This window comes from Stenotrophomonas sp. HMSC10F06 (genome assembly GCF_001807865.1).
GTDB classification, from domain to species: domain Bacteria; phylum Pseudomonadota; class Gammaproteobacteria; order Xanthomonadales; family Xanthomonadaceae; genus Stenotrophomonas; species Stenotrophomonas bentonitica_A.
Genome location: NZ_KV791310.1, coordinates 61,210 through 87,083 on the forward strand (window position 1 = coordinate 61,210; position 25,874 = coordinate 87,083).

Sequence of the window (25,874 nt, forward strand, 5' to 3'; positions counted from 1 at the left end):
GAGGCGGATGAAGCGTTCACGCAGGCTGGGCGGAACCCTGGCTCAGAGCGGTGCGTCCGGCGACTGCAGCAAGGTGACCAGCTGGCGCAGGCGATAGGGCTTGGGCAGGAATTCGACATGGTCCGGCAGTGGCGGCAGCTGCGAGCGCGCATAGCCAGACGCCAGGATCATGCGCGCATTGGGCAGCACGTCGGCCACGTGCTCGCTGAGCTCCACGCCGCTCATGCCGTTGGGCATGCTGATATCGCTGAACACCACATCGAACCCACCCGGGTCCTGCATCAGGCGCAGGGCGGTCGGACCGTCGTCGGCCGTGTGGATTTCGATACCGAAGTCCTGCAAGGCCTGGCCGATCAGTTCACGCAGGTCCTGCTGGTCTTCGACCATCAATACGCGTAGGGGCTCAGACATGCTCGACTTCCTCAATGACAGGTAACAACAGGCGGACGGTGGTGCCCCTTCCGGGGGCGGTTTGTACGTCGACGAAGCCGTCGCACTGCGAGACGAAGCCAAACACCTGGCTCAGGCCCAGACCGCTGCCCTTGCCGACTTCCTTGGTGGTGAAAAACGGCTCGCTGGCGCGCTCGGCGATGTCCGGGGGCATACCGTCGCCCTCATCGGTCACCGCGATGGCGACATAGTGGCGGCGCATGGGCTGGGACAGATCCGGTGCCAGTCGCTGTTCGACCTCGGCCGTGATCGTGACCGTGCCGCCCTGGGGCATCGCTTCGGCACTATTGAGCACCAGATTCAACACGGCGCTATGCAACTGTACGCCATCGGTGACGATCGGTGGCAGGTCCGCCGTCAATTCCAGCTGCACCGCGATGCCAGCCGGGCAGGCGCGGCGCAGGACGGGCAGGGCATCGCGCAGGAAATCCTGCACGACCACCGGCTCGCGCACCAGGGTCTGATCGGCCGAGAACGCCAGCAGCTGGCGGGTCAGCAGCGATCCCCGGTCGGCGGCGGCCTGGGCCAGGTCCACCAGCTCCTGGGTGCGGTTGTCGGCGTCGGGGCGCAGGGCGATCAGGTCCAGTGCGTTGCCGATGGTGGTCAGCAGGTTGTTGAATTCATGGGCCAGGCCGCGGGTCAGCCGGCCCACGTTGTCCAGCTGCCGTTGCTGGACATGCGCGCGCTGCGCATCCTGCAGCAGGCGCTGGGCCTGGTAGCGCTCGGTGACATCCTGGGTAACCTTGACGAACCCGAGCAAGCAGCCGTCTTCGCGGACCGGCTCGATCACTTCGCCGGCACGGAACCGCTCGCCAGTGCAGCGCACCCGCCAGCCCTCGCCGACGAAGCGGCCATGGTCACGCGCATACGCCAGCGCCTGCTGGGGCACGCCCAGCTGTTGATCCTCGGGGGTATAGAACAGGCCGACATGCTTGCCGATCACGGCTTCGGCGGTATAGCCCTTGACCCGCTCGCAGCCACGGTTCCAGCTGCAGATGTTGCCCTGCGTATCGAGCAGATAGATCGCGTGATCGCTCACGTTGTCGATCAACAGCTTCAGCTGCCGGCTTTCGTCGGCAAGCGGTGCAACGCTGGATACGGCCTGGACCACGACGGTTATCGACTCCCCGATAAGGGACCGAACCGTAGGGGCCATGATGTGAAGAAAATGTCAAGAACGTGCCGCAATCACGCTGACTTCTGGCGCTTAACACCCGTTTACCGCTTCGGGTACCATCAGGCCCCTTTTGAGCTGGAACACGGCATGAATTCTGCGCCTACCTCCCGTGACCGTTGGATCTGGCTTGCGTCGGCCGCCTTGATGGCCGCCACGCTGGGCACGGAGATGGTGGTGCCGCTGGGCTATGCGGTCTGGCTGACCTACTTCATGGCAGTCGGAATCACGCTGTTCCAGCGTCGCATGGAAGTGCCGCTGCTGGTGGCGATCGGCTCGTGCATCCTGCTTGCGGTGGGCTACAACGTGGCGCCGGCGAGCAGCAATTCGGCGTTTTCCTTCGTCAATCGCAGCATCGGTGGCGTCGCGTTCCTGATGATGGCGCTGACCGTGATGAAGGCCATCGGTGCGCGCCGTGAAGCGGCCGATGCGCTGTGGCTGCAGGCCGGCGAGAACGTGGTCGGCACCAGTCTGCAGGGCGATCCCACCCCGCGCGAGCTGGCGGACCAGGCCATGCGCGCCCTGTGCGCGCAGCTCAATGCCGATGTCGGCGCGATGTACCGCCTGCAGGGCGAGCGGTTGGTGCTGGTCGGCGGCTCCGCGCTGCCGTCGCAGCTGCCCGAGACCCTGCCGGCACATGCCGGGCAATGGGGCGAGATCATCCGCGAAGGCCGCACGCGTCGCCTGGAGGACAGTGACAGCCCGCTGGATATCGATACCCCACTGGGCCGCACCACCGTTCACCAGCGCCTGTTGGGGCCGATCACGGCCGATGGCGTGGTGATCGGCGTGATCGAGCTGGGCCGTGCCGGTGTGTCGCCTGCGCGCAGCCTGGAAATGGCGCTGCTGCTGCAGTGCGCCGAGCCGATCGGCATCGCCCTGCGGGCGTCGCTGCTCAATGCGCAGCTGGTGGAGCTGCTGGAAGAGACCCAGCGCCAGAGCGAGGAGCTGCAGACCCAGCAGGAAGAGCTGCGGGTGGCCAACGAAGAGCTGGAAGAGCAGAGCCGCAGCCTGCTGCATTCCCAGGCCAACCTGGAGCAGCAGCAGGCCGAGCTGGAGCAGACCAACGTGCAGCTCGAAGAGCGCACCCACGAGCTGGAGTCGCGCCAGCAGGCGCTGCTGCTGGCCCAGGCGCAACTGGTCCAGAACAGCAACGAGCTGGAAGCCAGTTCACGCTACAAATCCGAGTTCCTGGCCAACATGTCCCACGAGCTGCGCACGCCGCTCAACAGCGCACTGATCCTGGCCAAGCTGCTGGCCGACAACAAGGACGGCACGCTGACCGCCGAGCAGGTCAAGTACGCCCAGGCGATCCACTCGTCCAACAACGATCTGCTGGCGTTGATCAACGACATCCTCGACCTGTCGCGGATCGAGGCCGGCCATGTGGAGCTGGTTGAAGAGAACCTGGCCGTGTCCAGCGTGCTGCAGCGCCTGAAGGAAACCTTCGAGCCGATGGCCTTGCAGAAGGGCCTGGCCCTGGAGATCAGCGCTGCCCCGGAGGCGCCGACCCAGCTGCTGGCCGACAGCCAGCGCCTGCAGCAGATCCTGAAGAACCTGCTGGCCAATGCAGTCAAGTTCACCGAGCACGGCAGCGTCTCGCTGAAGGTGCGCAGTGCGGGGGCAGGGCGGATCCAGTTCGCCGTCTCCGATACCGGCATCGGCATTCCCGAAGAGCAGACCGCGGTCATCTTCGAGGCGTTCCGCCAGGCCGACGGCAGCACCCGCCGCCGTTACGGTGGCACCGGGCTGGGGCTGTCGATCTCGCGCGACCTGGCCGCACGCATGGGCGGCAGCATCACCGTCTCCAGCGAGCCGGGCCGCGGCAGCTGCTTCACGCTTGAACTGCCGCTGTTGGCCGGTGGCGGCACCGGCAACGCCCAGCACGTGGTGCATGACGTGCGCCCGGCTGCCGTAGCAGCGCCGTCCCGGCCGGCTTCCGCACCGCTGGGGCGGGCGCATGGCGAACCCACCCCCGCGCCGGCGCCGGCACAGGACAAGGTGGTCGATGACCGCGGCCGCCGCAGCCGCGCCGGCCGGATGATCCTGGTGGTCGAGGATGACACTGCATTTGCCAGCGCCCTGGTCTCGATGGCGCACGAACTGGACTTCGACTGCGTAGTGGCCGGCACCGCCGAAGAGGCGTTGAGCCTGGCTGCCGAGCTGCGCCCGAACGGCATCCTGCTGGATATCGGCCTGCCCGACGTCTCCGGCCTGAGCGTGCTGGAGCGCCTCAAGCGCGATCCGGCCACGCGCCATATCCCGGTCCACGTGGTCTCCGGGCTGGAGCGCTCGCAGGTGGCGATGGAGCTGGGCGCGATCGGGTATGTGATCAAGCCGGCCACGCGCGAGCGCCTGGTCGGGGCGATCCAGCAGCTGGAAGCCACCAGCCAGCGCGACATGCGCCGCCTGCTGATCGTGGAGGACGACAGCGAGCTGCGTTCGAACCTGCAGCTGCTGCTTGGCCGCGACCAGCTGGAAATCACCGCGGTGGGCACCATCACCGAGGCGATGGCCGAACTGGCCGGGTCCACCTTCGATTGCATGGTCACCGACCTCGCGCTGCCGGACGGCACCGGGTACGACCTGCTCGAGCGCATGGCCGGCAATGATGCGGTCGCGTTCCCGCCGGTGATCGTCTACACCGGCCGCGCACTGACCCGCGATGAAGAACAGCGCCTGCGCCGCTATTCCAAGAGCATCATCATCAAGGGCGCGCGCTCGCCCGAGCGCCTGCTCGATGAGGTGACCCTGTTCCTGCACAGCGTGGAGGCCTCGCTGCCGACCGACCAGCAGCGCCTGCTGCGCGAAGCGCGTCGCCGCGATGCGGTGCTCGATGGCCGTACCGTGCTGCTGGCCGAAGACGACGTGCGCAACATCTTCGCGCTGTCCAGCGTGCTGGAGCCGCTCGGCGTCACCCTGGATATCGCCCGCAACGGCCGCGAGGCGCTGGAGAAGCTGCGCCCGGAAATCGACCTGGTGCTGATGGACATCATGATGCCGGAGATGGACGGGCTGACCGCCATGCGCGAGATCCGCGCCGACAACCGCTGGCGCGACCTGCCGATCATCGCGTTGACCGCCAAGGCGATGCCCGATGACCGCGAGCATTGCCTGCAGGCCGGTGCCAACGATTACATCGCCAAGCCGATCGACGTGGACAAGCTGGTGTCGCTGTGCCGCGTGTGGTGCTCGCGCCGATGAATGAAGCGGAGCTGTTCGATCTGGAGCTGAAGGTGTTGCTGGAGGCGGTGTACCAGCGCTACCACTACGACTTCCGTGACTATGCGCTGGCATCGCTGCGGCGGCGCATGCGCCATGCAATGGCCCGGTTCGACTGCCCGACCATGGGCGCGCTGCAGCACCGCCTGCTGCACGAGCCGGACACCTTCGCCCAGGCGATGCAGTACTTCACCGTGCAGGTCTCGGAGATGTTCCGTGACCCGCCGTACTTCCGGGTGCTGCGCGAGCATGCCGTGCCGGTGCTGCGCACCTATCCCTCGATCAAACTGTGGATCGCCGGGTGCAGCACCGGCGAAGAAGTGTGGTCGCTGGCGATCCTGCTGCACGAGGAAGGCCTGCTGGACCGGGCGATCATCTACGCTACCGACATCAATCCCGAAGCGTTGCAGGCGGCCGAATCCGGGGCCTTCGCGCTGGACCGGCTGGCGCAGTTCAGCCGCAATTACCTGGCGGCCGGCGGCACCGGCTCGCTCTCGGATTACTACAGCAGCGGCTACGGCAGCGTGGTGTTCGATCGCCGCCTCAAGCGCAACATCGTGTTCGCCGACCACAGCCTGGCCACCGATACGGTGTTCTCCGAAGTCCACCTGGTGTCCTGCCGCAACGTGCTGATCTATTTCCAGCGGCCACTGCAGGACCGCGCCATCGGCCTGTTCCATGAGGCCCTGGTCCATCGCGGCTTCCTGGGCCTGGGCAGCAAGGAGTCGCTGCAGTTCGGCGCGCACGCGGATCTGTTCGAAGCCTGCGCGCGCGACCAGCGCCTGTACCGGAAGCTGGCCTGATGAGCACGGCCTCCCAGCGCAGCCGGTTCGACCTGGTGGTCATCGGCGCTTCGGCCGGTGGCGTCAGTGCGCTGCAGGCACTGCTGTCGGCGCTGCCGGCCACGCTGGCGCTGCCGGTGCTGGTGGTGCTGCACCTGCCGCGCGACCGCCCCAGCCGCATTGCCGACCTGCTCGATGCCGGTTGCCCGCTGCCGGTGCGCGAGGCCGAGGACAAACAACCGCTGCAGGCCGGTACGGTGACGTTCGCGCCGCCGGATTACCACCTGCTGGTGGAGGACCGTGACACGCTGGCACTGTCGGTCGATCCACCGGTGCTGTTCTCGCGCCCGGCGATCGATCCCCTGTTTGAAAGCGCCGCCGATGTGTTCGGCGGCGGCGTGTTGGCGATCCTGCTGACCGGCGCCAGCAGTGACGGCAGCGACGGTGTCGCCGCGGTCCGCCAGGCCGGTGGCGAAGCCTGGATCCAATGCCCTGAGGAGGCCTATTCCTCGATGATGCCCGCATCGGCCCTGGCACACGCCGGCGCCGACGCGGTGCTCCCGCTCACCTCCATCTGCACGCGTATGAAAGGCCTTACCCGATGAACCTGATCGAGCCCGCCGGGTCGACTGCCACCACCGATTGCGTGAAGCTGCTGATTGTCGATGACATCCCGCAGAACCTGGTCGCGATGGAAGCGCTGTTGCGTCGCCCGGGTCTGGAGATCCTGTGTGCGCTGTCCGGTGCTGAAGCACTCGAGCTGCTGCTGGAGCATGAAGTCGCGCTGGCCCTGCTGGATGTGCACATGCCCGAGATCGACGGCTTCTCGCTGGCCGAGCTGATGCGCGGCTCGCAACGCAGCCGCGACGTGCCGATCATCTTCCTCACCGCTTCGCCGAATGATCCGGTGCGGGCCTTCAAGGGCTACGAATCCGGCGCCGTGGATTTCCTGCACAAGCCGATCGAGCCGCAGGTGATCATGAGCAAGGTCAATGTGTTCATCGAGCTTTACCAGCAGAAGCAGCTGCTCAAGGCGCGCAACGAGGCGCTGGAGCACGCGCTCAAGCTCAATGAAACGATGATGGCGGTATTGACGCACGACCTGCGTACGCCGTTGGCGGCGATCCTGCTGTGTGCCGACAAGCTGTCGCTGGATCTGCCCGATGACAGCCAGGTCCAGCGGACCCTGGTCCATCTGGAAAACAGCGCACAGCGCATGGTGCGGATGGTCGAGCAGCTGCTGGATTTCTCCAGGATCCGTACCGGCGGCCTGCGCCTGCATACCACCGAGTGCGACCTGGCTGAACTGGCCTCGGCGGTGGTGGCCGAGATCAGCCGCGCGCATCCGCGGGCGACCATCGAGCTGCAGGTACAGGGCGATGCCCAGCTGCAGGGCGATCCCGATCGTCTCGCGCAGTTGCTGTCCAACCTGATCGGCAACGCCGTGCTGCATGGCGGTGATGCGCCGGTGGTGGTGCGGGTGGAAGGCGAGCGCAGCGCGCCACTGCGGCTGCAGGTGCGCAATGCCGGTCAGATTCCGGAGGCATTGCTGCCGCGGTTGTTCGAGCCGTTCAAGGCCAGTTTCCACGACAGTCGCGGGCTGGGGCTGGGGCTGTTCATCGCCAGCGAGTTCGCCCGTGCGCATGGCGGCACACTGGTGGCCCACAACATCGAGGGCGCGGTGATCTTCGAGACCGCGCTGCAGCGCCGGCCGCGCTGAGGCCGGAAAGAACCATCCCGGCGCAGAGCCGGGATGGTGGACGTGCTTACAGCGGCTCGCAGCACAGATACAGCCCGTGCCCACCGTAGGTGCAGCCCGGCTGGTCTTCACAGCCGGCCAGCGGCTTGGGCTGGCTGGAGGTAGCCAGCGCCTGGCTGGATGCGAAGGCCAACGCGCAGATCAGGGTGACGCCGCTCAGGGCTGACAACAACCGCGTTTTCGACTTCATGGTCTGTCTTTCCTTCTGTGGATGAGGCTGACGGGGCGCGTGTTGCCACGCAGTCACGCGTTACACCGGCTGGCAGCACCGGATCTCGCTGTGCCCGCCATAGGTGCAGCCGGGCTTGTAGGGACAGCCATCCAGCTGCTTGGGCTGGCTGGAGGTCGCCACTGCCTGGCTCGATGCGAACGCCAGGGCGCAGACAACAGCGATACCGCCAAAGACCGAAAGGAACTTCCTGGACTTCATGGTGCTTCTCCTGTTGTGGTGACGCGGATGCAACGGGAACACGGACGGAACTGTCGATCCGCCCCCGGCGAGCGGGCGCGGAGGGACCTGGTTACGTCGCCTTGGCAGCGACGTGGGATGGCTTCAGCCTGCCGGCGCGGGCGCCTGGTTACGGGCGGCGTTGATCACGAATGCGCCGGTGATCGCATCCACCGAGCGCTCCTTGAGCTGGCCGACATGGCGGTAGATCACCTTGCCGTCCTGGATGACGACCACCATCGGCACCATGGTCGCGGTGTAGCGCTGCCGGAGCCGGTCATCGGTATCGTTCACCACCGGAAACGCGAAACCATGCTGGCGCGCGTAGTCGGCAGCGGTTTCGTGGGGCGGCAGGCTGATGCCGACCATCTCGAAGGCGCGGTTGCCGTTGTTGCGACCGGCCGCGTCCAGCGCCTGGATCTGCGGCACCGAGGCCAGGCAGAACCTGCAGGCAGGGGAGAAGAAGTACAGGACCTGGCGACCGCTGGCCGGGCCGGCGAGGGTAACGGCCTGGCCGTCGAGTGCCGTGGTGGTGAGGGCCTCGGGCTGGGCGCCCTCGGGAAGGCCGTGGGCGGCCTTGGAGATCTGTTCGACCTTGCTCACCAGCAGCGCCTGCTCTTGGCGGAGCTGCCGGTTCTGCACCGCCAGCGCGGTCATCAGCACGGCCAGGGCAACGATGAGAGCGAGACTGCCGTACTTCCGGAATGCGGATGCGTCCATGCTGCTCCTTGGCCTTCGGCCGGGTCCATGGCTGAGTAGGTGGTGTATGTATCCGGTAACAAAAATCATTTGTCAAATACAAGATCCTGTGAATGAGACATGGGTTTCATTCTGGTCGTTGCCTATCGAAAGATCGGCGCGCGCGGCGCCCGCCGGGCCGCCCGGATCAGTCGCAAACCCCCGTGAGGTAAACTGTCCGGGCGCCGAAGCCCTTCGCCAGCGGCCATTGCTGGAGCCACCATGCCGTCCTCGACCCGTAAAGCCGTCTCGCCCCTGATCGACGCCCAGGTGCATGTCGAGGGCTTCGTGCAGGTGCGTGAAGCGCGCCGGTCCGAGTTGGTCGAGGATTACGTGGAGCTGATCGCGGACCTGATCGCCGATGGCCGTGAGGCCCGGCAGGTGGATATCGCGACGCGGCTGGGGGTTGCGCAGCCGACGGTGGCCAAGGCGCTCAAACGCCTGGTCAAGGAGGGCTGGGCGATCCAGCGCCCGTACCGCGGCGTGTTCCTGACCCCGGCAGGCGAGCAGCTGGCGGTGGAGATGCGCGCCCGCCACCAGACCGTGGAGCAGTTCCTGCTGGCGCTGGGCGTGGATGCCGATTCGGCGCGCCGCGATGCCGAAGGGATCGAACATCACGTGAGCGAGGCCACCTTGGCCGCGTTCGACGCGTTCGTACGCAAGGCCAACGGCCATGGTTGAGCGCCTCGCGCCGCCGCCGCCGCTGGGCGTGCCGGTGCACGACCACGACGAATACTGGATGCGCCACGCGCTGGGGCTGGCCGAGCGGGCCGAGCGTGAGTTCAACGAGATCCCGGTCGGCGCGGTGCTGGTCGGTGCCGATGGCAGCGTGCTCGGAGAAGGCTGGAACCTCAACATCGCCGACCACGACCCCAGCGCACATGCGGAGATCGTCGCGATGCGGCAAGCGGGCAGGGCGATCACCAACCACCGGCTGATCGGCAGTACGCTCTACGTCACGCTGGAGCCATGCGCGATGTGTGCGATGGCGATCGTGCACGCACGCGTGGCGCGGCTGGTGTACGCGGCCACCGATCCCAAGACTGGCGCCTGCGGCAGCGTGTTCGACCTGATCGGCGACCCGCGCCACAACCATCGCGTGGAAATCCACGGGGGCGTGCTGGCCAAGGATGCCAGCACCCGGTTGACCAACTACTTCCGCGCCAAGCGCGGCAAGCCGCCGTTGCTGCTGGAATAACGCCGCTGCAGCGACAGGGCCGTGACGCGTTGGCGGTATCATGGGCGCCTCCTCCATCCCGGTCGCGGCGCAAGCGGCGGCCCAGCACAAGGCGAACACATGGCCGACAACGGCGCAGAAGGCGAGCGACTGATCTGGATCGATCTGGAAATGACCGGTCTGGACACCGATAACGATGCGATCATCGAGATCGCCACGGTGGTGACCGATGCGCAGTTGAAGGTGCTGGCCGAAGGTCCGGAGTTCGCCATCCATCATCCGGTGGAGCGGCTGGAGGCGATGGACGAATGGAACCGCAACCAGCACCGCCGCTCGGGCCTGTGGCAGCGCGTGGTCGACAGCACGGTGACCCTGGGCCAGGCCGAAGCGCAGACCATCGCGTTCCTGCAGCAGTGGATCAAGGCCGGTGCCTCGCCGATGTGCGGCAACTCGATCTGCCAGGACCGTCGCTTCCTGCACCGTGAAATGCCGCGCCTGGAGAAGTACTTCCACTACCGCAATCTGGACGTGTCCACGATCAAGGAACTGGCCAAGCGCTGGGCCCCGAGCGTCGCGGCGGGCGTCGGCAAGACCGCCAGCCATACCGCGCTGAGCGACGTCCACGATTCCATCGAAGAACTGCGCCATTACCGCCAGTTCATGGGAGCGCTTTCGGGCCTGCCGGCCTGATCCAGCGGGCGGGGTGCGGCACGGCACGCCGGCCTGTGCCGGATCGTTCAGCTGACGGCAGGCGAGGCGACGAGCGATGAACATCGGCGGCGCTATGATCGCGGCCATGAATGCCATCACCTCGCCGCAACCGCCGCCGCTGCCGTCCTCGATCCTGCCGACCTCGCAGGATTGGCGTGACCTGCAACGTGCGGTGGAGCTGCTGGAATCGCCCACGCTGACGGCCAAGATGGCCAACCTGATCGGCTCGCCACTGGAGTTCGCGGTCAAGCGGTTGCCTGATTCGGTATCGCGCCGCATCCACGGCGCGGTCGAGGCGGCCCTGTTCAAATCCGCCCAGGCCGCGTTGTGGAGCATGGACAACACGCCCGGCAAGGCGGCCTCCACACGTTGGCACAAGCTGGCGGCGGCAACGTCGGGCGCGGTAGGCGGTGCGTTCGGCTTCACCACGCTGTTCATCGAACTGCCCGTGTCCACCACGATCATGATGCGCTCGGTGGCCGATGTCGCCCGCAGCGAGGGCTTCGACCTGCGCGAGATGAGCACGCGGCATGCCTGCCTGGAGGTGTTCGCGCTGGGCGGCAACTCCGGCAAGGATGATGCCAGCGAGACGGGCTACTACATCACGCGTGGCTTCACTGCCGAGGTGATGCGCCACTTGTCGGCCGAGCTGGCCGGGCGTGCGGTCGGCGGCAGCCCGGTGATGATCGGCCTGACCCCGAAAGAAGCCGGCAAATGGCTGGCCAAGATCGTGGAGAAAGTGGCGGCGCGCTTCGGCGTGGTGGTCACCGAGAAGTTTGCCGCGCAGGCGGTCCCGATCGTCGGGGCGGTGGCCGGCGCCACGCTCAATACCATGTTCACCGACTACTACCAGGACGTGGCGCGCGGGCATTTCATCGTGCGCCGGCTGGAGCGCAGCTACGGCTACGAGACCGTGCGGGCCGCCTATTCCCTGCTGGCCGCCGAGCGCAACTGAGCGATCGTTGCATCGGCGGCACAACTGTTTTGCCGCCGCGGGCCTGTTGGGCCGGCAGCCCTGTCCCCATCCTTGTCGGCATCACCGCTTCGGCGGCTCCCCCGATCAAGGATTGCCATGCTGTTCTCTCCCTATACCCGAGGCGCGCTGACGCTGCCCAACCGTATCGTGATGCCGCCGATGACCCGTTCGCGGGCCGGTGAGGGCAATGTCGCCACGCCGCTGATGGCCACTTACTACGCCCAGCGTGCCTCGGCCGGCCTGATCGTCAGCGAGGGTACCCAGATCAGCCAGCAGGGGCAGGGCTATGCCTGGACCCCGGGCATCCACGATGAGGCCCAGGTTGCCGGCTGGCGCGGCGTGACGGAGGCGGTACATGCCGCCGGCGGCCGCATCGTCGCCCAGCTCTGGCACGTTGGCCGCGTCTCGCACGTGGCCCTGCAACCGGGCGGCGCCGCGCCGGTGTCCTCGTCGGCGCTGTTGGCCGAAGGGGTCAAGGTGTTCGTCGATCCGGAGGGCCGGGGCCCGCAGAGCGGCGTCGGCGAGATGGTCCAGCACTCGATGCCGCGGGCCCTGACCAGCGAAGAGATCGCCGGCATCGTGCGCGATTACGCGACGGCCGCGCGCAATGCGATCGCCGCCGGCTTCGATGGCATCGAACTGCACGGTGCCAACGGCTATCTGATCAACCAGTTCATCGACTCCCAGGCCAACCAGCGTACCGACGGCTATGGCGGCTCGCTGCAGAACCGCCTGCGCTTCCTGCGCGAGGTGACCGCGGCGGTGGCCGCGGAGATCGGGGCCGAGCGCGTCGGTGTGCGCCTGGCGCCGCTGACCACGCTGCAGGGCGCGGTGGACGACACCCCGCAGGCGACCTACCTGGCCGCGGCGCATCTGCTGGACGAGATCGGCGTGGGCTACCTGCACATCGCCGAAGCCGACTGGGAAGACGCCCCGGTCATGCCGGTAGCCTTCAAGGAGGCACTGCGCATGATCTATCGCGGCACGCTGATCTACGCCGGCAAGTACACCGTGGCACGCGCCGAGGAGGCGCTGGCCAAGGGGTGGGCCGACCTGATCGCCTTCGGCCGGCCGTTCATCGCCAATCCGGACCTGCCGGAGCGTCTGCAGCAGGGCCTGCCGCTGAATCCCCCGGACAAGGCCACGTTCTTCGGCGGCGGCGCGGAAGGGTTCACCGATTACCCGGTGGCGGAAACCGCCGAGGCCTGAACGCGCAACGCGTAGAGCCGACCGTTGGTCGGCTGCCCTCCCATCCGACGCCGCGCATACGTGATCTGCCGCGCGATGCGCGGCAGCCGACCAACGGTCGGCTCTACCGATGTTGCACAAAACAAAACCCCGCTTGCGCGGGGTTTTGTTCGTCATCTCAAGGCGGGGAGGATCAGCCCTTGGCCTTGAGCTTGGCCAGGCGCAGCCAGGTGTCGACCACGGTGTCCGGGTTCAGCGACACCGACTCGATGCCTTCCTGCATCAGCCATTCGGCCAGGTCCGGATGATCGGACGGGCCCTGGCCGCAGATGCCGACGTACTTGCCCTTGGCACGTGCCGACTTGATCGCCATCGACAGCAGCTTCTTCACCGCCGGGTTCCGCTCGTCGAACAGGTGCGCCACGATCGAGGAGTCGCGATCCAGGCCCAGGGTGAGCTGGGTCAGGTCGTTGGAACCGATCGAGAAGCCGTCGAAGATCTCCAGGAACTCATCGGCGAGCAGTGCGTTGGACGGCACTTCGCACATCATGATGATCTTCAGGCCGTTCTCGCCCTGCTTGAGGCCGTTCTGTTCCAGCACCTCGACGACCTTGCGGCCTTCTTCCAGGGTGCGCACGAACGGGATCATGACCCACAGGTTGTCCAGGCCCATCTCGTTGCGCACGCGCAGCACGGCCTTGCACTCCAGTGCGAAGGCGGCCGAGAAGCTCGGGTCGACATAACGGCTGGCGCCGCGGAAGCCGATCATCGGGTTCTCTTCGTGCGGCTCGTAGTTGCTGCCGCCGATCAGGTTGGCGTACTCGTTGGACTTGAAGTCCGACAGGCGCACGATCACCGGGTTCGGGGCCACCGAAGCGGTCAGGGTGGCGATGCCTTCGGCCAGGCGGCCGACGTAGAAGCTGACCGGATCCGCGTAACCGGCGATCTTCTCGTCGATCTTCTTCTTGGTCGCCGCGTCCTGGCGGTCGTACTCCAGCAGGGCGTTGGGGTGGATGCCGATGTGGCTGGCGATGATCATTTCCAGACGCGCCAGGCCGATGCCGGCGTTCGGCAGCTGGCCGAAGTCGAAGGCGCGTTCCGGGTTGGCCACGTTCATCATGATCTTCAGCGGCGCCGGCGGCATGTTGCCCAGGTCCGTGGTGGTGCGCTCGAACTCGAGCTTGCCCTCATAGATGAAGCCGGTGTCGCCCTCGGCGCAGCTGACGGTCACTTCCTGGCCGTCCTGGATCACCTGGGTGGCGTTGCCCGAGCCGACCACGGCCGGCACGCCCAGCTCACGGGCGATGATCGCCGCGTGGCAGGTGCGGCCACCACGGTTGGTCACGATGGCCGAGGCGCGCTTCATCACCGGCTCCCAATCGGGATCGGTCATGTCGGCGATCAGCACGTCGCCCGGCTGGACGCGGGCCATGTCGTCCAGGGTGCGCACCACGCGGGCGGTACCGGCACCGATCTTGGCACCCACGGCGCGGCCTTCGGCCAGCACCTTGCCGTCCTTCTGGTTCAGCGCGAAGCGTTCGATCTGGGTAGCATGGCCACGCGACTTCACCGTCTCCGGGCGCGCCTGCACGATGAACAGCTTGCCGCTGACACCGTCCTTGGCCCACTCGATATCCATCGGGCGGCCGTAATGCTTTTCGATGACCAGCGCCTGCTTGGACAGTTCCTGCACGTCCTCGTCGCTGATGGAGAACGTGCTGCGCAGTTCGGCCGGGGTGTCTTCGATGCGCACGCGCTCACCGGGGACATCCGAATACACCATGCGGATCGCCTTGCTGCCGAGCGAGCGGCGCAGGATCGCCGGCTTGCCGGCGCTCAGCGTGGGCTTGTAGACGTAGAACTCGTCGGGGTTGACCGCGCCCTGCACGACCATTTCGCCGAGGCCGAACGAAGAGGTGACGAACACCACGTCGCGGAAGCCGGACTCGGTGTCCAGGGTGAACAGCACGCCGGAGGAACCCACGCCCGAGCGCACCATCAGCTGCACCCCGGCGGACAGGAACACATCCTCGTGCTTGAAGCCGTGGTGGACGCGGTAGGCGATCGCGCGGTCGTTGTACAGCGAGGCGAACACTTCCTTGACCTTGTGCACGACATCGTCGGCGCCGGTCACGTTGAGGAAGGTCTCCTGCTGGCCGGCGAAGGAGGCATCGGGCAGATCTTCGGCGGTGGCCGAGGAGCGCACCGCGACGGCGACATCGCCGCCGCCGTTTTCACTGCACAGCTTGGCGTAGGCGCTGCGGATGTCCTGGTCCAGTTCCGGGTGGAGCGGGGCATCGATCACCCAACCGCGGATTTCCTTGCCGGCCAGGGTCAGGGCACCGACATCTTCCACGTCCAGCGTGGCCAGCTTGTCGAAGATGCGCTTGGACAGATCGTTATGGGCGATGAAGTCCTTGAAGGCTTCAGAGGTGGTTGCATAACCGCCGGGGACAGACACCCCCAGACCGGCCAGGTTGCCGATCATTTCGCCAAGCGACGAATTCTTGCCGCCTACGCGGGCCAGGTCGGCCAGGCGCAGTTCGTGCAACCACAGGATGTTCTCGTTCAAGCGCGATGCTCCGTTTGGCCATCGCCCGAGGCGGGCTGGATGGCCACGTCCGTAGGAAGAAGCCGATATGATGCCGGGCAGACCGCTGTCGGCACAAGCTTGTATCGACAGCCTTTTTAAGCTTCGGAGGGGGTAAAAGCCGTATGTCGACGATCCGACCGGTGTTCTACGTGTCCGATGGAACCGGTATCACCGCTGAAACCATTGGGCATAGCCTCCTGACCCAGTTCTCCGGGTTCAGCTTCATCACCGACCGGATGTCGTTCATCGATGATCCGGAAAAAGCGCGCGAAGCCTGTGAAAGGATCCGTGCAGCGGGCGAGCGGTACCAGGTCCGGCCCATCGTGGTCAGTTCCTGCGTGGACAGCGGGCTGAGCATCATCCTGGCCGAAAGCGGCGGATTGATGCTGGATGTGTTCGCGCCCTTCATCGAGCCGCTGGAGCGGGAACTGGCCGTCAACCGGCATTCCCGGGTCGGCCAGGCGCACGGCATGGTGGACTTCGAGACCTACCACCGCCGCATCAACGCGATGAATTTCGCGCTGACCCATGACGACGGCATCGCCATCAACTACGACGATGCCGACGTGATCCTGGTGGCCGTCTCCCGGGCCGGCAAGACCCCGACCTGCATCTACCTGGCCCTGCATTACGGGGTTCGCGCCGCCAATTACCCGCTGACCGACGAGGACCTGGAGCAGGATCGCCTGCCACCACGCCTGCGCCCGTACCGGAAAAAGCTGTTTGGGCTGACCATCGACCCGGACCGCCTGCAGCAGATCCGCCAGGAGCGTCGCCCGAACTCGCGCTACGCCAACCTGGAGACCTGCCGCCGCGAGGTCGCCGCCGCCGAGACCATGTTCCGGATGGAGCGGATCCCGACCCTGAGCACCACCCATACCTCGATCGAGGAGATCTCGAGCAAGGTACTGGGCACCCTGGGGCTGCAGCGCGAGATGTATTGATTCGGCGCGCCCCCTTGAACAGCAAGGGGGCGCTTCCTTCGTCCCGGGCCGGGGCTGCCCTGCGTCCGTGAACCGGTTGCGGGCCGCCCCTTTGGCCGGCGTGGTACCGCCCCCACGTTGGGAGATCAACGTGTAGGATCGACCCATGGCCCAGGCATCGCCCCGTATCGAACGCATTCCCCGGCTCAGCCGCCTGAGCTGGCTGATGGGCCTGTACGCCGAGAACTACCAGCACCTGGTGCGCCTGTTCGCACCGGCCGAGCTCGTCCCCGGCAGCTACGTCTCCTCGATCGGCGATGGGCTGGATGTGCGCCTGGACGTCATCGAGTGCCACCGCTATACGGTGGAGCTGCGCCTGACCTACGACTTCGCCGACCCGGTCACCGGGCAGCCGGATCCTTCGGCCTATGTGCGCCTGTATCGTGACGCCCGCCAGGCCGAGACCACGCATTGCTACGTCGGCCGCCGCTGGCAGGACGTGGTGGGGATGTACCCGCCGCCGGCCGAGCTGATCAGCCACCGCATGCGGATGAACACCTTCCTCGGCAAATGGCTGGAATACCTGGCCGAACGCGGCCACGGCGTGGCCACGCTGCGCCGCGATGGCGAGGTGGCTGCACCGGCCGACGCGCGCCGCACCAGCCTGGTGCCCTGAGCCGCCGCCTGGCGGATCACGCATAATCGGGGTCTGTGTTCCCGAGCGTGTGCGAAATGCCCTATACCCCCATCGTGGCCACCTTGGGCTACGTGCTGTCCGCCGACGGCAAGCAAGTGCTGATGATCCACCGCAACGCCCGCCCCGGTGACCTGCACCTGGGCAAGTACAACGGGCTGGGCGGCAAGATGGAGCGCGATGAAGACGCCGCGGCCTGCATGCGCCGCGAAATCCGCGAGGAGGCCGGCATCGAGTGCGGGACCATGCGCCTGCGCGGCACGATCAGCTGGCCGGGTTTCGGCAGGAACGGTGAGGACTGGTTCGGCTTCGTGTTCGTCATCGATGACTTCACCGGCACGCCGCTGACCTCCAACCCGGAGGGCACACTGGAGTGGGTGGACGTGGACAAGATCGACGGCCTGCCGCTGTGGGAAGGCGACCGCAGCTTCCTGCCGCTGGTCTTCGACGATGAGCCGCGCGCCTTCCATGGCGTGATGCCGTACCGCGATGGCGCCATGGAATCCTGGAGCTACACCCGGCTGTAGTGCCGGCCGCTGGGCGGCAACCCATGAACGGTGGTGCATGCGCCCGTAATGCCCGCCAGCAGTCGGCACTACCTGCGGGCGAGCAGCAGGTGGAAATGCTTGCTGACCTCGCGCCCGTCGTTGCTGCGCCCGGTTTCGTGATGGGCGCGCCAGCCCTGTACGGTCAATCCAGCGCTGCGCAGGCCTGCTCGACCTCGGCCAGCTCGTGCAGGTGGAACCCATGCGCAGTGAACGGCAGCGTGCGCATGAAAGCGGCATCGCCGAACGCCAGGCAGAGCCGGCCGCCGGGGCGCAGCACGCGCGCCAGCTCGGCGAACGGAAATTTCAGTTCGTCCCAGAAGTACAGCGTGTTCACTGCCAGCGCCGCATCGATGCAGGCCGTATCCAGGGGCAGGGCGTGGGCATCGCCTAGGTGGACCTCGGCACGATCCTGAAGTCCATGCATGGCCAGCACCGCGGTGCCCGCCTCGACCATCGCCGCTGAAACATCGACGCCCACATAGCGGCTGTGCGGTGTACGCAACAGATCGGGTGCGAAGGCTGCATTGCCCGGGCCGATCTCCAGGACCTGTTCGCCGGGGGTGACTGACAGCAGGGCGATGGCGGCCCGGTTGAGGTCGCCGTTGCTGCGGTTCATCGATTCGGCCACGACGAGCGCGTGCTCACCGTGCGGGTGGCGCAACTGGGCGGCCAGATGGTCGGGGGAAAGCACGCGCAAGACTCCTGTCGGTGGGCGGCAGGACCTGGCGGCGGCGGAGTCCATCCACCAGCTTAGCCCACTGGTGGCACCGATGGGCGCGCGTGTGAAAAGGGATCGCCCCGCAGCAATGAGGATCGGTGATCAAGAAATCACCATCGTCGCGTCTACTGAGATTGAGTTGTCCACAGGGGGTGTTGATGACTCGTGGGCAAGTTTGTGGATAAGCCGCGTCGGCCCCCGCCGGTACTCGCTGTCAAGATGGGTGGCCAAAAATTCACCGCAGGTCGTGCTGGCGTGAACGGCGCGGCAAGGCTGGAGTACGGTGGCGTAGGGAACGCTGTCCCGGCGCGGGCCGCTCGCGGTACTCTCTTGCGATTGCCGCCACCTGATCCTTCATGAAACGTCACTTCTCGATGTTGCGCGAGTTCCACCTGGCCGACTGGTTCACCCTGGCCAATGCGTTCTGTGGCACCGGGGCGGTCTTTGCCGCCATGCGCTATCTGCAGGATGGCGAACGCAGCTATCTGCTGTTCGGCATGGCCCTGATCCCCTTGGCCTTCATTTTTGATGCGCTGGACGGGCGCATCGCGCGCTGGCGCAAGTCCAGCTCCACGCTGGGCCGTGAGCTGGATTCGCTGTCGGACATCATTTCCTTCGGTGTCGCCCCGGCCGCACTGGCCTACGCCTGCGGCATGCAGGGCGGCTGGGACTGGCTGGTGCTGAGCTACTTCGTCTGCTGCGGCGTCAGCCGCCTGGCCCGCTACAACGTGACCGCCGAAGCACTGGCTGGCGAGGGCGACAAGGTGCCGTACTTCGAAGGCACCCCGATCCCGACCAGCCTGGCGCTGGTGGTGGTGCTGGCCGTGGCGGCGAGCGTCGGGGCCACCGGCGCGGACCTGTGGCTGGGCCAGTGGCAGTTGGGCCCGTGGCAGCTGCACCCGCTGGTGCTGCTGTTCGCGCTGTCCGGCTCGCTGATGATCAGCAAGACCCTGCGCATCCCGAAGCCGTGAGGCACGGCAGCGCGGCATTGCTATCATCGTTTCCCGAGACGGGAGGACGGTCATGACCACGGCGGGCAGCGGCAGCGGCGCAGGCGATGTGGAAGCCCTGGCGCGGCAGTATTTCAGTGCCTGGGGCGATGCCCTGCGGCACGCTGCGGCACCGCCTGGCCACACCGCCGGCCCCGAGGCGCAAGGCAACTGGCAGCAGGCGATCGACTGGTGGGCACAGATGATGCCCAACGCAGCCAGCAGCCCGGCCGACGAGGCCGTGCACCGCTTCCGTGAACAGGCCGGTGGCTGGTACGGCACCATGCAGCAGGTGGCCGCGCAGTTTGCTGACCGCGATACCACCAGCGCCGACGTCGCGCAGGCGTGGCGCACGGCGGTGCTGGGGCAGGGCGACGGGCTGCTGCAGTGGATGCTGCAGGGCGCCCGCGGACATACCCAGGCCGAGGAGCCGGATCTGCTGCAGCTGTTGGAAACCCTGCAGCGCCAGCTCGGTCCGTGGCTGCAAAGCCCGGCATTTGGTCCCGGCCGTGAGCACCAGGCCCGCTGGCAGGCGCTGTTGCGGGCCCAGCAGGACTACCAGGCGCACTCGCGCGATTACGTGGATCAGATCAAGCAGGCGCTGGAGGATGCATTCACCCTGTTCGAGCAGCGCCTGGCCGAGCACGAACAGCCGGGCAACCAGCTGACCAGCGCGCGGGCGATGTTCGATCTGTGGATCGATGCGGCCGAGGAGGCGTATGCGAAGGTCGCGCTGTCCGAGCCGTTCCAGGCGGTGTACGCCTCGCTGGGCAATGCCCAGATGCGGCTGCGCGCGGCCACCCAGCAGGAGATCGAACGGCTGACCGAGAGCTTCGGGCTGCCGACGCGCACGGAAATGGATGCGGCACACCGCCGCATCGCCGAGTTGGAGCGGCTGGTGCGGCGCATGGCCGGCGGCGCAGGCGATGGCAGGCCCGCCACCCGGCCGGCCGCCTCGAAGAAGGCAGCTCCGACGAAGGCAGCTCCGGAGAAAGCAGCTCCGAATAAGGCAGCTCCGAATAAGGCAGCTCCGGAGAAGTCCGCTCCGAAGAAGTCCGCTCCGACGCAGGCAGCCGCGAAGCAGGCAGCCCCGAAGAAGGCGGCACCAGAACAGAGCAAGGCACCCAAGACGGCGGAAGCGGCTAAAGCCGCGAAAACCACGAAAGCCGCTACAGCCACCCAACCGGTGAAGGCCGCCGCCAAACCCCGGAAACGCAGCGCATGAAAGGTCCCCTGGGCTTCAACGCCGAAGACCTGCTGCAGGAAACCCTGGCCATGCAGCGCAAGCTGATGGATGGCCTGACGCTGCTGCCCTCGGTGGAGGATGTCGAGTACGGCGTCACCACCCGCGAGGAGGTGTGGCGCGATGGCAAGGTCGCCCTGTACCGGTTTGTCGGCGGCCAGGCGCCGGTACGGCGGACGCCGCTGCTGATCGTCTATGCGCTGGTCAACCGGCCGTACATGGTCGACCTGCAGACAGACCGCTCGCTGGTGCAGAAACTGCTGGCGCTCGGCCATGATGTGTATGTACTGGATTGGGGCTATCCGGACCGCTCCGAGCGCTACCAGACGCTGGAGGATTACCTGCTGCGGTTCGTCGATGGCGCGGTGGACCACCTGCAGGCCCACAATGGCGGTGAGCCGATCAACATGCTCGGCATCTGCCAGGGCGGCGTGTTCGCGCTGTGCTACGCCGCGCTGCGCCAGGCCAAGCTGGCCAACCTGATCACGATGGTCACCCCGGTCGATTTCCACACCCCGGACAACATGCTCTCGCACTGGGCACGGCAGGTGGACGTGGATCTGCTGGTGGACACGCTGGGCAACATCCCGGCCGATCTGATGAACGCCAGTTACCTGATGCTCAAGCCGTTCCGGCTCAACGTGCAGAAGTACGTCGGCCTGCTCGACATCCTCGATGACAAGGATGCGTTGGAGGATTTCCTGCGCATGGAAAAGTGGATCTTCGATTCGCCGGATCTGGCGGGCGAAGCGTTCCGTGATTTCATCAAGCAGTTCTACCAGGGCAACGGGCTCATGCACGATGGCGTACGCATCGGCGAGGAACATGTCGACCTCCAGCAGGTGACGTTGCCGGTACTGAACATCTACGCCGAACAGGACCATCTGGTGCCACCGGACGCATCACGCGCGCTGCGCGGCCGGATCGGCAGCGCCGACTACACCGAAAGCAGTTTCCGTGGTGGCCATATCGGCATCTACGTGTCCGGCCGCGCCCAGCGCGAGGTGCCCGGCACGATTACAGACTGGTTGCAGCAGCGCAGCTGAACCTCACGGTGAGGCGGCTGATGCAGTGGCCCGGACCTGCCACGGGCCTGCGTAAGGGGTGTGCACGACATGTACCGTGACCCAGGGCGCGCCCTCACGCATGCCGTGCGGCAACTGTCGGGAATAGGTGAATTCCGACGCGGTCAGAACCTCCACACGACGGCGTAACGGCGTGCCGGCATCGGGCACGGTGTGCTGATGGCGACGGTCGCCGGTGAAGAAAAACCATCCTGCACCGCCGTGTTCGGCGCGCGAGCGGCCGGTGGCCGGATCGAAGTACTCGAAGCGATTACTGCACGCGTCCCAGAGCGAGATGCCGACCACGCCGGGATAGCGTGCGACCTGGTTGCGGCTGCGATCATCGCCTTCATACACGGCAGTGGTGATCCAGGTGCGCTCGGCCAACTGCCTCGCCTGCTCGGAGGCGCCCGGGCAGGCCGGCACGGTGGACGCCTGTGCAAACAGGAGCAGCAGGCTGGGCAGGACCGGGTATGGCATGAAAGGTTCCCGTGCACGAAGGCGAGGACGCTACATTAGTGGCCTGCACTCAGGAGGCACCATGCAACAATCGCGAAAACGCACGTCCGTGGTCCCCGGCATCCTGATCGGGCTGGTCGCCCTGCTGCTGGGCGGCGCGGCCCAGGCGGCGCCGGGCGAGGCCGCCCGCCGCGAGATCGCCGGTCTGATCGGCGCACTGGATGGCTCCAGCTGCCGCTTCCAGCGCAACGGCAGCTGGCACGACGCCGCCGAGGCGCGCGCCCATCTGCAGCGCAAGTACGACTACCTGCTCAGGAAGGACAAGGTGGACACCGCCGAGCAGTTCATCGAGCGCGCCGCCAGCCAGAGCAGCATGAGCGGCAAGCCGTACCGGATCGCCTGCCCGGGCCAGCCGGAGCAGACCGCGGCGGTCTGGTTCACGGCGCGGTTGGCGGCCCTGCGCCAACGCACCCCGTAGACATGGTTCGCGCTAGAGTCGGCATCTACCGGCTCGAGACCCCGTGCATGAACACACCGCCGCGCCCGCTGTCCCGCTCGCTCAACGACCGCATGATTGCCGGCGTCATGGGCGGCATTGCACATCGTTTCGGCTGGAACGTCACCCTGGTCCGGGTGCTGTTCGTGCTGATCTCGATCGGTTCGGCCGCGTTTCCGGGCATCCTGGTCTATCTGATCCTGTGGCTGCTGATCCCCAACGAGGCCGATTGAGCCTGTCGCCGGTGCTGCTGCGGGTACTGCAGATGCTGGGCGCGGTGTGGACCTCGCCCAATACCCTGATCGGTCTCGCCGCGGGCACCACGGCGATGCTGGCTGGCGCGCGTCCGTCCTGGAACGGGCGCGACTGCGCGGTCGTGTTCCGTGAATTTCCCTGGGGGCCGGGCGGGGCGATCACGCTGGGCAACGTGATCCTGCATACCGGCCCGGTGCTCGACGTGCCGTGCCGGACCTACGCGCACCAGGCCGGTCACGCCACCGAGCCGGTGATCGGCCTGCACGACCACGAGCGCGCACACGTCTACCAGTACCTGGTGCTCGGGCCGCTGTATCTGCCGGTGTACCTGCTGTGCGGCGGGGTCAGTGCACGCAACCCGTTCGAGCGCGCGGCCGATGTGTACGCGCTGCAGGGCCGCGGGTGGTGGCCACGGTGGCGTTATTTTCGCGTTAAATCCGTGTAAGAAAAACGTCGGCAACGCGACGTCATCTGCATGCAAAAAAACGTTATTAGCCTGCATGACGAACCAGTCAGGTTTACCGGGGTAAGCTTGCAGCGTTGTATGAGCAACCGTTTTTCTGGAGGAACACATCACATGGCAATCGTTCTTTATGTCGGTGGTAGCAAGGATGGCGACAAGGGCCTGGTGCCGCATGGCTTCAGCAAATCCCAGGCCGATACCGAGCAGGGCCCTGAGATCTACACCGAGCGGTTCATGGAACTGCAGGGCGTAGGCAAGGTGCGGGTGATGGCGCTGGAGTCGATGCGCGATGAGATCGTCCATCAACGCGCTGCCGTGCATTACCGGTAACCCGCAGCACCGCCAAGGCGCCCGTTGATCAAGGGCGCCCGCGCCGGCATCCCGGCCCCACGCAAGGATGCCGGCGTGAACGCGGGACCCCTCGTGTGGTCACCGCCACGGGGCGACAGGTTCGCACCGGACTGTCAACGGCTTTCCCCGGCCGCCCGGCATCGCCAGAATGGGTTCTTTCCGCAAAGCGGCTCCGGCCGGAAGCAATGCCTGACATCAAGCTCGCGCAGCAGATCGCCCAGACCATCGCCGATGAGATCGGTGCCCAGACCGCCCAGGCCCTGGCCGCCATCGCCCTGTTGGACGAAGGCGCCAGCGTTCCGTTCATCGCCCGCTACCGAAAGGAAGTCACTGGCGGCCTGGATGACACGCAGCTGCGCAATCTCGAAACGCGCCTGACCTACCTGCGTGAACTGGAAGACCGCCGCGCCGCGGTGCTGTCCAGCATCAACGAACAGGGCAAGCTCACCGATGAGCTGCGCAACGAGATCCTCGGCGCGGACACCAAGTCGCGCCTGGAAGATCTCTACCTGCCGTACAAGCCCAAGCGCCGCACCCGTGCCCAGATCGCGCGTGAGGCCGGCCTGGAGCCCCTGGCCGACGGCCTGCTGGCGGATCCGGGTCTGGATCCGCAGGTCTTCGGCGCGACCTTCGTCGATACCGACAAGGGCGTGGCCGACGTCAAGGCCGCGCTGGAAGGCGCCCGCGCGATCCTGATGGAGCGCTGGGGCGAGGATGCCGCGCTGGTTGGCGAGCTGCGCACCTGGCTGGGCGAGAACGGCGTGATCCGCGCGCGTGTCGCCGAGGGCAAGGAAGAGCAGGGCGCCAAGTACCGAGACTACTTCGAACATTCCGAATCGCTGGCGAAGATCCCGTCGCACCGCCTGCTGGCGCTGTTCCGCGCACGCCGCGAGGAAATCCTGTTCCTGGAGCTGGACCCGGGCAGCGATGCCGAGGCCGGCAATCTGTACGCCGAGGGCCGCGTCGCGCACAACGCGGGCATCCGCGATGCCGGCCGCCCGGGCGACCGTTGGCTGCTGGACGCCTGCCGCCTGACCTGGCGCGCCAAGCTGCACATGCACCTGCTGCTGGACCTGTTCAACCAGGCCCGCGAAAAAGCCGAGGCCGAGGCGATCTCGGTGTTCGGTGACAACCTCAAGGACCTGCTGCTGTCCGCCCCGGCCGGCCCGAAGGCCGTGCTCGGCCTCGACCCGGGCATCCGCACTGGCTGCAAGATCGCCGTGGTCGATGCCACCGGCAAGCTGGTCGCCACCGACACCATCTATCCGCACGAGCCGCGCCGCCAGTGGGACCAGTCGCTGCACACGATCAAGCAGCTGTGCGTGCAGCACAACGTGGAACTGATCGCGATCGGCAACGGCACGGCCAGCCGTGAGACCGACAAGCTGGCCGGTGAGGTGATCAAGGCGCTGGGCGATACCAAACTGCAGAAGATCGTGGTCAGCGAGGCCGGTGCCTCGGTGTACTCGGCCTCGGAGTTCGCGGCCAGGGAATTCCCGAACCTGGACGTGTCCATCCGCGGTGCGGTGTCGATCGCCCGCCGCCTGCAGGATCCGCTGGCCGAGCTGGTGAAGATCGAACCCAAGGCGATCGGCGTCGGCCAGTACCAGCACGACGTGGACCAGTACCGCCTGGCGCGCGCGCTGGATGCGCGCGTGGAGGACTGCGTCAACGCGGTCGGCGTGCACGTCAATACCGCCTCGGCCGCGCTGCTGTCGCGCGTGTCCGGGCTGTCATCCACCGTGGCCGAGAACATCGTGCGGCATCGCGACGACAACGGTCCGTTCAAGCGCCGCAAGGACCTGCTGAAAGTGCCGCGCCTGGGCGAGAAGACCTTCGAGCAGTGCGCCGGCTTCCTGCGCATCGCCGATGGCGACCAGCCACTGGATGCGTCTTCGGTGCACCCGGAAGCCTACCCGGTGGTGGAGCGCATCGTGGCGGCCACCGCACGCCCGATCAAGGCCCTGATCGGCGACGGCAGCTTCCTGCGCGGGCTCAAGGCCGAGCAGTTCACCGACGAGACCTTCGGTGTGCCGACCGTGCGCGACATCCTGAAAGAGCTGGAGAAGCCCGGCCGCGATCCACGTCCGGAGTTCAAGGCGGCCCGCTTCGCCGACGGTGTCGAGGAACTGAAGGACCTCAAGGTCGGCATGGTCCTGGAAGGCGTGGTCAGCAACGTGGCTGCGTTCGGTGCCTTCGTGGACATCGGCGTGCACCAGGATGGGCTGATCCACATCTCCGCGCTGTCGGACACCTACGTCAAGGACCCGCGTGACGTGGTCAAGGCCGGTGACATCGTCAAGGTGAAGGTGCTGGAGGTCGACGTGGCGCGCAAGCGCATCGCGCTGACCCGCCGCCTGGATGACACCCCGGCCCCGGCCAAGGCCCCGGGCGAGCGCGACGCGCGCCCGGCCGGTGGCGGCCGCCGTGACGGTGGGGCGGGCAATGGCCTG

The 25,874-nt window shown here is 66.7% G+C and carries 27 protein-coding genes and 1 pseudogene; 20 read left to right on the top strand and 8 right to left on the bottom strand.

Going from position 1 to position 25,874, the window contains the following annotated elements; genetic code table 11:
• Positions 1-42: 42 nt before the first annotated feature.
• Together HMPREF3113_RS18065 and HMPREF3113_RS18070 are read right to left on the bottom strand one after the other, a co-directional pair.
• On the bottom strand, positions 43-411 hold the full coding sequence (locus HMPREF3113_RS18065; protein ID WP_019184164.1) for a response regulator: 369 nt from the start codon (positions 409-411) through the stop codon (positions 43-45).
• Complete coding sequence (locus HMPREF3113_RS18070; RefSeq protein ID WP_070474627.1) at positions 404-1,561, bottom strand: two-component system sensor histidine kinase NtrB; 1,158 nt, start codon at positions 1,559-1,561, stop codon at positions 404-406. The genes HMPREF3113_RS18065 and HMPREF3113_RS18070 overlap by 8 nt, the downstream gene beginning before the upstream one ends.
• A 153-nt stretch (positions 1,562-1,714) precedes the next feature.
• Here HMPREF3113_RS18070 and HMPREF3113_RS18075 point away from each other — a divergent pair, with 153 nt between their 5' ends.
• From HMPREF3113_RS18075 to HMPREF3113_RS18090, 4 genes are read left to right on the top strand one after another with little or no spacing between them, the layout of a single operon-like run.
• Complete coding sequence (locus HMPREF3113_RS18075; protein ID WP_070474630.1) at positions 1,715-4,828, top strand: response regulator; 3,114 nt, start codon at positions 1,715-1,717, stop codon at positions 4,826-4,828.
• Positions 4,801-5,649, top strand: a complete 849-nt coding sequence (locus HMPREF3113_RS18080) for a CheR family methyltransferase (protein WP_172838023.1) — start codon at positions 4,801-4,803, stop codon at positions 5,647-5,649. The genes HMPREF3113_RS18075 and HMPREF3113_RS18080 overlap by 28 nt, the downstream gene beginning before the upstream one ends.
• Entirely contained in the window at positions 5,649-6,233 is a 585-nt protein-coding gene (locus HMPREF3113_RS18085) for a chemotaxis protein CheB (RefSeq protein ID WP_019184160.1), read from the top strand. The genes HMPREF3113_RS18080 and HMPREF3113_RS18085 overlap by 1 nt, the downstream gene beginning before the upstream one ends.
• Positions 6,230-7,348 (top strand): hybrid sensor histidine kinase/response regulator, encoded by a 1,119-nt coding sequence (locus HMPREF3113_RS18090; RefSeq protein WP_070474632.1) that lies wholly within the window; start codon positions 6,230-6,232, stop codon positions 7,346-7,348. The genes HMPREF3113_RS18085 and HMPREF3113_RS18090 overlap by 4 nt, the downstream gene beginning before the upstream one ends.
• A 46-nt stretch (positions 7,349-7,394) precedes the next feature.
• On the opposite strand, the gene HMPREF3113_RS18095 is transcribed toward HMPREF3113_RS18090, so the two are convergent.
• The 3 genes from HMPREF3113_RS18095 to HMPREF3113_RS18105 form a co-directional block, all read right to left on the bottom strand.
• Positions 7,395-7,577, bottom strand: coding sequence for a hypothetical protein (locus tag HMPREF3113_RS18095; protein ID WP_019184158.1), 183 nt, complete (start codon positions 7,575-7,577; stop codon positions 7,395-7,397).
• 60 nt (positions 7,578-7,637) lie between these two features.
• Positions 7,638-7,817, bottom strand: a complete 180-nt coding sequence (locus tag HMPREF3113_RS18100; RefSeq protein ID WP_019184157.1) for a hypothetical protein — start codon at positions 7,815-7,817, stop codon at positions 7,638-7,640.
• Positions 7,818-7,940: 123 nt separating this feature from the next.
• Complete coding sequence (locus HMPREF3113_RS18105; RefSeq protein ID WP_070474635.1) at positions 7,941-8,555, bottom strand: peroxiredoxin family protein; 615 nt, start codon at positions 8,553-8,555, stop codon at positions 7,941-7,943.
• Between the two features lie 240 nt (positions 8,556-8,795).
• Here HMPREF3113_RS18105 and mntR point away from each other — a divergent pair, with 240 nt between their 5' ends.
• From mntR to HMPREF3113_RS18130, 5 genes are all read left to right on the top strand, one after another.
• The gene (mntR, locus tag HMPREF3113_RS18110; protein WP_019184155.1) at positions 8,796-9,254 is read left to right on the top strand and encodes a manganese-binding transcriptional regulator MntR; all 459 of its coding nucleotides are present in this window, start codon (positions 8,796-8,798) and stop codon (positions 9,252-9,254) included.
• Entirely contained in the window at positions 9,247-9,771 is a 525-nt protein-coding gene (tadA, locus tag HMPREF3113_RS18115; RefSeq protein ID WP_070474638.1) for a tRNA adenosine(34) deaminase TadA, read from the top strand. The genes mntR and tadA overlap by 8 nt, the downstream gene beginning before the upstream one ends.
• A 99-nt stretch (positions 9,772-9,870) precedes the next feature.
• Positions 9,871-10,440 (top strand): oligoribonuclease, encoded by a 570-nt coding sequence (gene orn / locus HMPREF3113_RS18120; protein WP_019184153.1) that lies wholly within the window; start codon positions 9,871-9,873, stop codon positions 10,438-10,440.
• 106 nt (positions 10,441-10,546) lie between these two features.
• A complete protein-coding gene (locus tag HMPREF3113_RS18125) occupies positions 10,547-11,416 on the top strand; it encodes an EcsC family protein (RefSeq protein ID WP_046273417.1) in 870 nt (289 codons plus the stop codon).
• Between the two features lie 117 nt (positions 11,417-11,533).
• Positions 11,534-12,646, top strand: coding sequence for an alkene reductase (locus HMPREF3113_RS18130; protein WP_070474641.1), 1,113 nt, complete (start codon positions 11,534-11,536; stop codon positions 12,644-12,646).
• A gap of 172 nt (positions 12,647-12,818) precedes the next feature.
• Here the strand turns inward: HMPREF3113_RS18130 and ppsA are convergent, their stop codons facing one another.
• Positions 12,819-15,197, bottom strand: a complete 2,379-nt coding sequence (gene ppsA / locus HMPREF3113_RS18135; RefSeq protein WP_046273401.1) for a phosphoenolpyruvate synthase — start codon at positions 15,195-15,197, stop codon at positions 12,819-12,821.
• 143 nt (positions 15,198-15,340) lie between these two features.
• Here ppsA and HMPREF3113_RS18140 point away from each other — a divergent pair, with 143 nt between their 5' ends.
• The 3 genes from HMPREF3113_RS18140 to HMPREF3113_RS18150 all read left to right on the top strand — a co-directional run bounded on the left by HMPREF3113_RS18140 (position 15,341) and on the right by HMPREF3113_RS18150 (position 17,362).
• Positions 15,341-16,162: a posphoenolpyruvate synthetase regulatory kinase/phosphorylase PpsR gene (locus tag HMPREF3113_RS18140; RefSeq protein ID WP_019184148.1), complete on the top strand. Its 822-nt coding sequence runs from the start codon at positions 15,341-15,343 to the stop codon at positions 16,160-16,162.
• Between the two features lie 145 nt (positions 16,163-16,307).
• Positions 16,308-16,817: a DUF1249 domain-containing protein gene (locus HMPREF3113_RS18145; RefSeq protein ID WP_070474643.1), complete on the top strand. Its 510-nt coding sequence runs from the start codon at positions 16,308-16,310 to the stop codon at positions 16,815-16,817.
• 56 nt (positions 16,818-16,873) lie between these two features.
• A complete protein-coding gene (locus HMPREF3113_RS18150; protein ID WP_070474646.1) occupies positions 16,874-17,362 on the top strand; it encodes an NUDIX hydrolase in 489 nt (162 codons plus the stop codon).
• Positions 17,363-17,430: 68 nt separating this feature from the next.
• Here the strand turns inward: HMPREF3113_RS18150 and HMPREF3113_RS18155 are convergent.
• Positions 17,431-18,080: pseudogene (locus HMPREF3113_RS18155) on the bottom strand (methyltransferase domain-containing protein).
• Between the two features lie 377 nt (positions 18,081-18,457).
• Here HMPREF3113_RS18155 and HMPREF3113_RS18160 point away from each other — a divergent pair.
• The 3 genes from HMPREF3113_RS18160 to phaC are packed head-to-tail and all read left to right on the top strand — an operon-like array spanning position 18,458 to position 21,379.
• A complete protein-coding gene (locus HMPREF3113_RS18160) occupies positions 18,458-19,072 on the top strand; it encodes a CDP-alcohol phosphatidyltransferase family protein (protein WP_070474651.1) in 615 nt (204 codons plus the stop codon).
• A 52-nt stretch (positions 19,073-19,124) separates the two neighbouring features.
• Positions 19,125-20,315, top strand: coding sequence for a class III poly(R)-hydroxyalkanoic acid synthase subunit PhaE (phaE, locus tag HMPREF3113_RS18165; RefSeq protein WP_070474654.1), 1,191 nt, complete (start codon positions 19,125-19,127; stop codon positions 20,313-20,315).
• Positions 20,312-21,379, top strand: a complete 1,068-nt coding sequence (gene phaC / locus HMPREF3113_RS18170) for a class III poly(R)-hydroxyalkanoic acid synthase subunit PhaC (RefSeq protein ID WP_019184142.1) — start codon at positions 20,312-20,314, stop codon at positions 21,377-21,379. The genes phaE and phaC overlap by 4 nt, the downstream gene beginning before the upstream one ends.
• A 3-nt stretch (positions 21,380-21,382) precedes the next feature.
• On the opposite strand, the gene HMPREF3113_RS18175 is transcribed toward phaC, so the two are convergent.
• Positions 21,383-21,877 (bottom strand): DUF4822 domain-containing protein, encoded by a 495-nt coding sequence (locus HMPREF3113_RS18175; protein WP_070474657.1) that lies wholly within the window; start codon positions 21,875-21,877, stop codon positions 21,383-21,385.
• Between the two features lie 61 nt (positions 21,878-21,938).
• Between HMPREF3113_RS18175 and HMPREF3113_RS18180 the strand changes: the two genes are divergently transcribed.
• The 5 genes from HMPREF3113_RS18180 to HMPREF3113_RS18200 all read left to right on the top strand — a co-directional run.
• Entirely contained in the window at positions 21,939-22,334 is a 396-nt protein-coding gene (locus HMPREF3113_RS18180; RefSeq protein ID WP_070474661.1) for a YfeK family protein, read from the top strand.
• A 47-nt stretch (positions 22,335-22,381) separates the two neighbouring features.
• On the top strand, positions 22,382-22,585 hold the full coding sequence (locus HMPREF3113_RS18185) for a PspC domain-containing protein (protein WP_019184139.1): 204 nt from the start codon (positions 22,382-22,384) through the stop codon (positions 22,583-22,585).
• Positions 22,586-22,617: 32 nt separating this feature from the next.
• Positions 22,618-23,052 (top strand): hypothetical protein, encoded by a 435-nt coding sequence (locus HMPREF3113_RS18190; protein ID WP_051010514.1) that lies wholly within the window; start codon positions 22,618-22,620, stop codon positions 23,050-23,052.
• Between the two features lie 132 nt (positions 23,053-23,184).
• Entirely contained in the window at positions 23,185-23,400 is a 216-nt protein-coding gene (locus HMPREF3113_RS18195) for a hypothetical protein (protein ID WP_019184137.1), read from the top strand.
• 206 nt (positions 23,401-23,606) lie between these two features.
• Positions 23,607-25,874: Tex family protein (locus tag HMPREF3113_RS18200; protein WP_070474663.1), on the top strand; the 2,268-nt coding region annotated here is incomplete at its 3' end.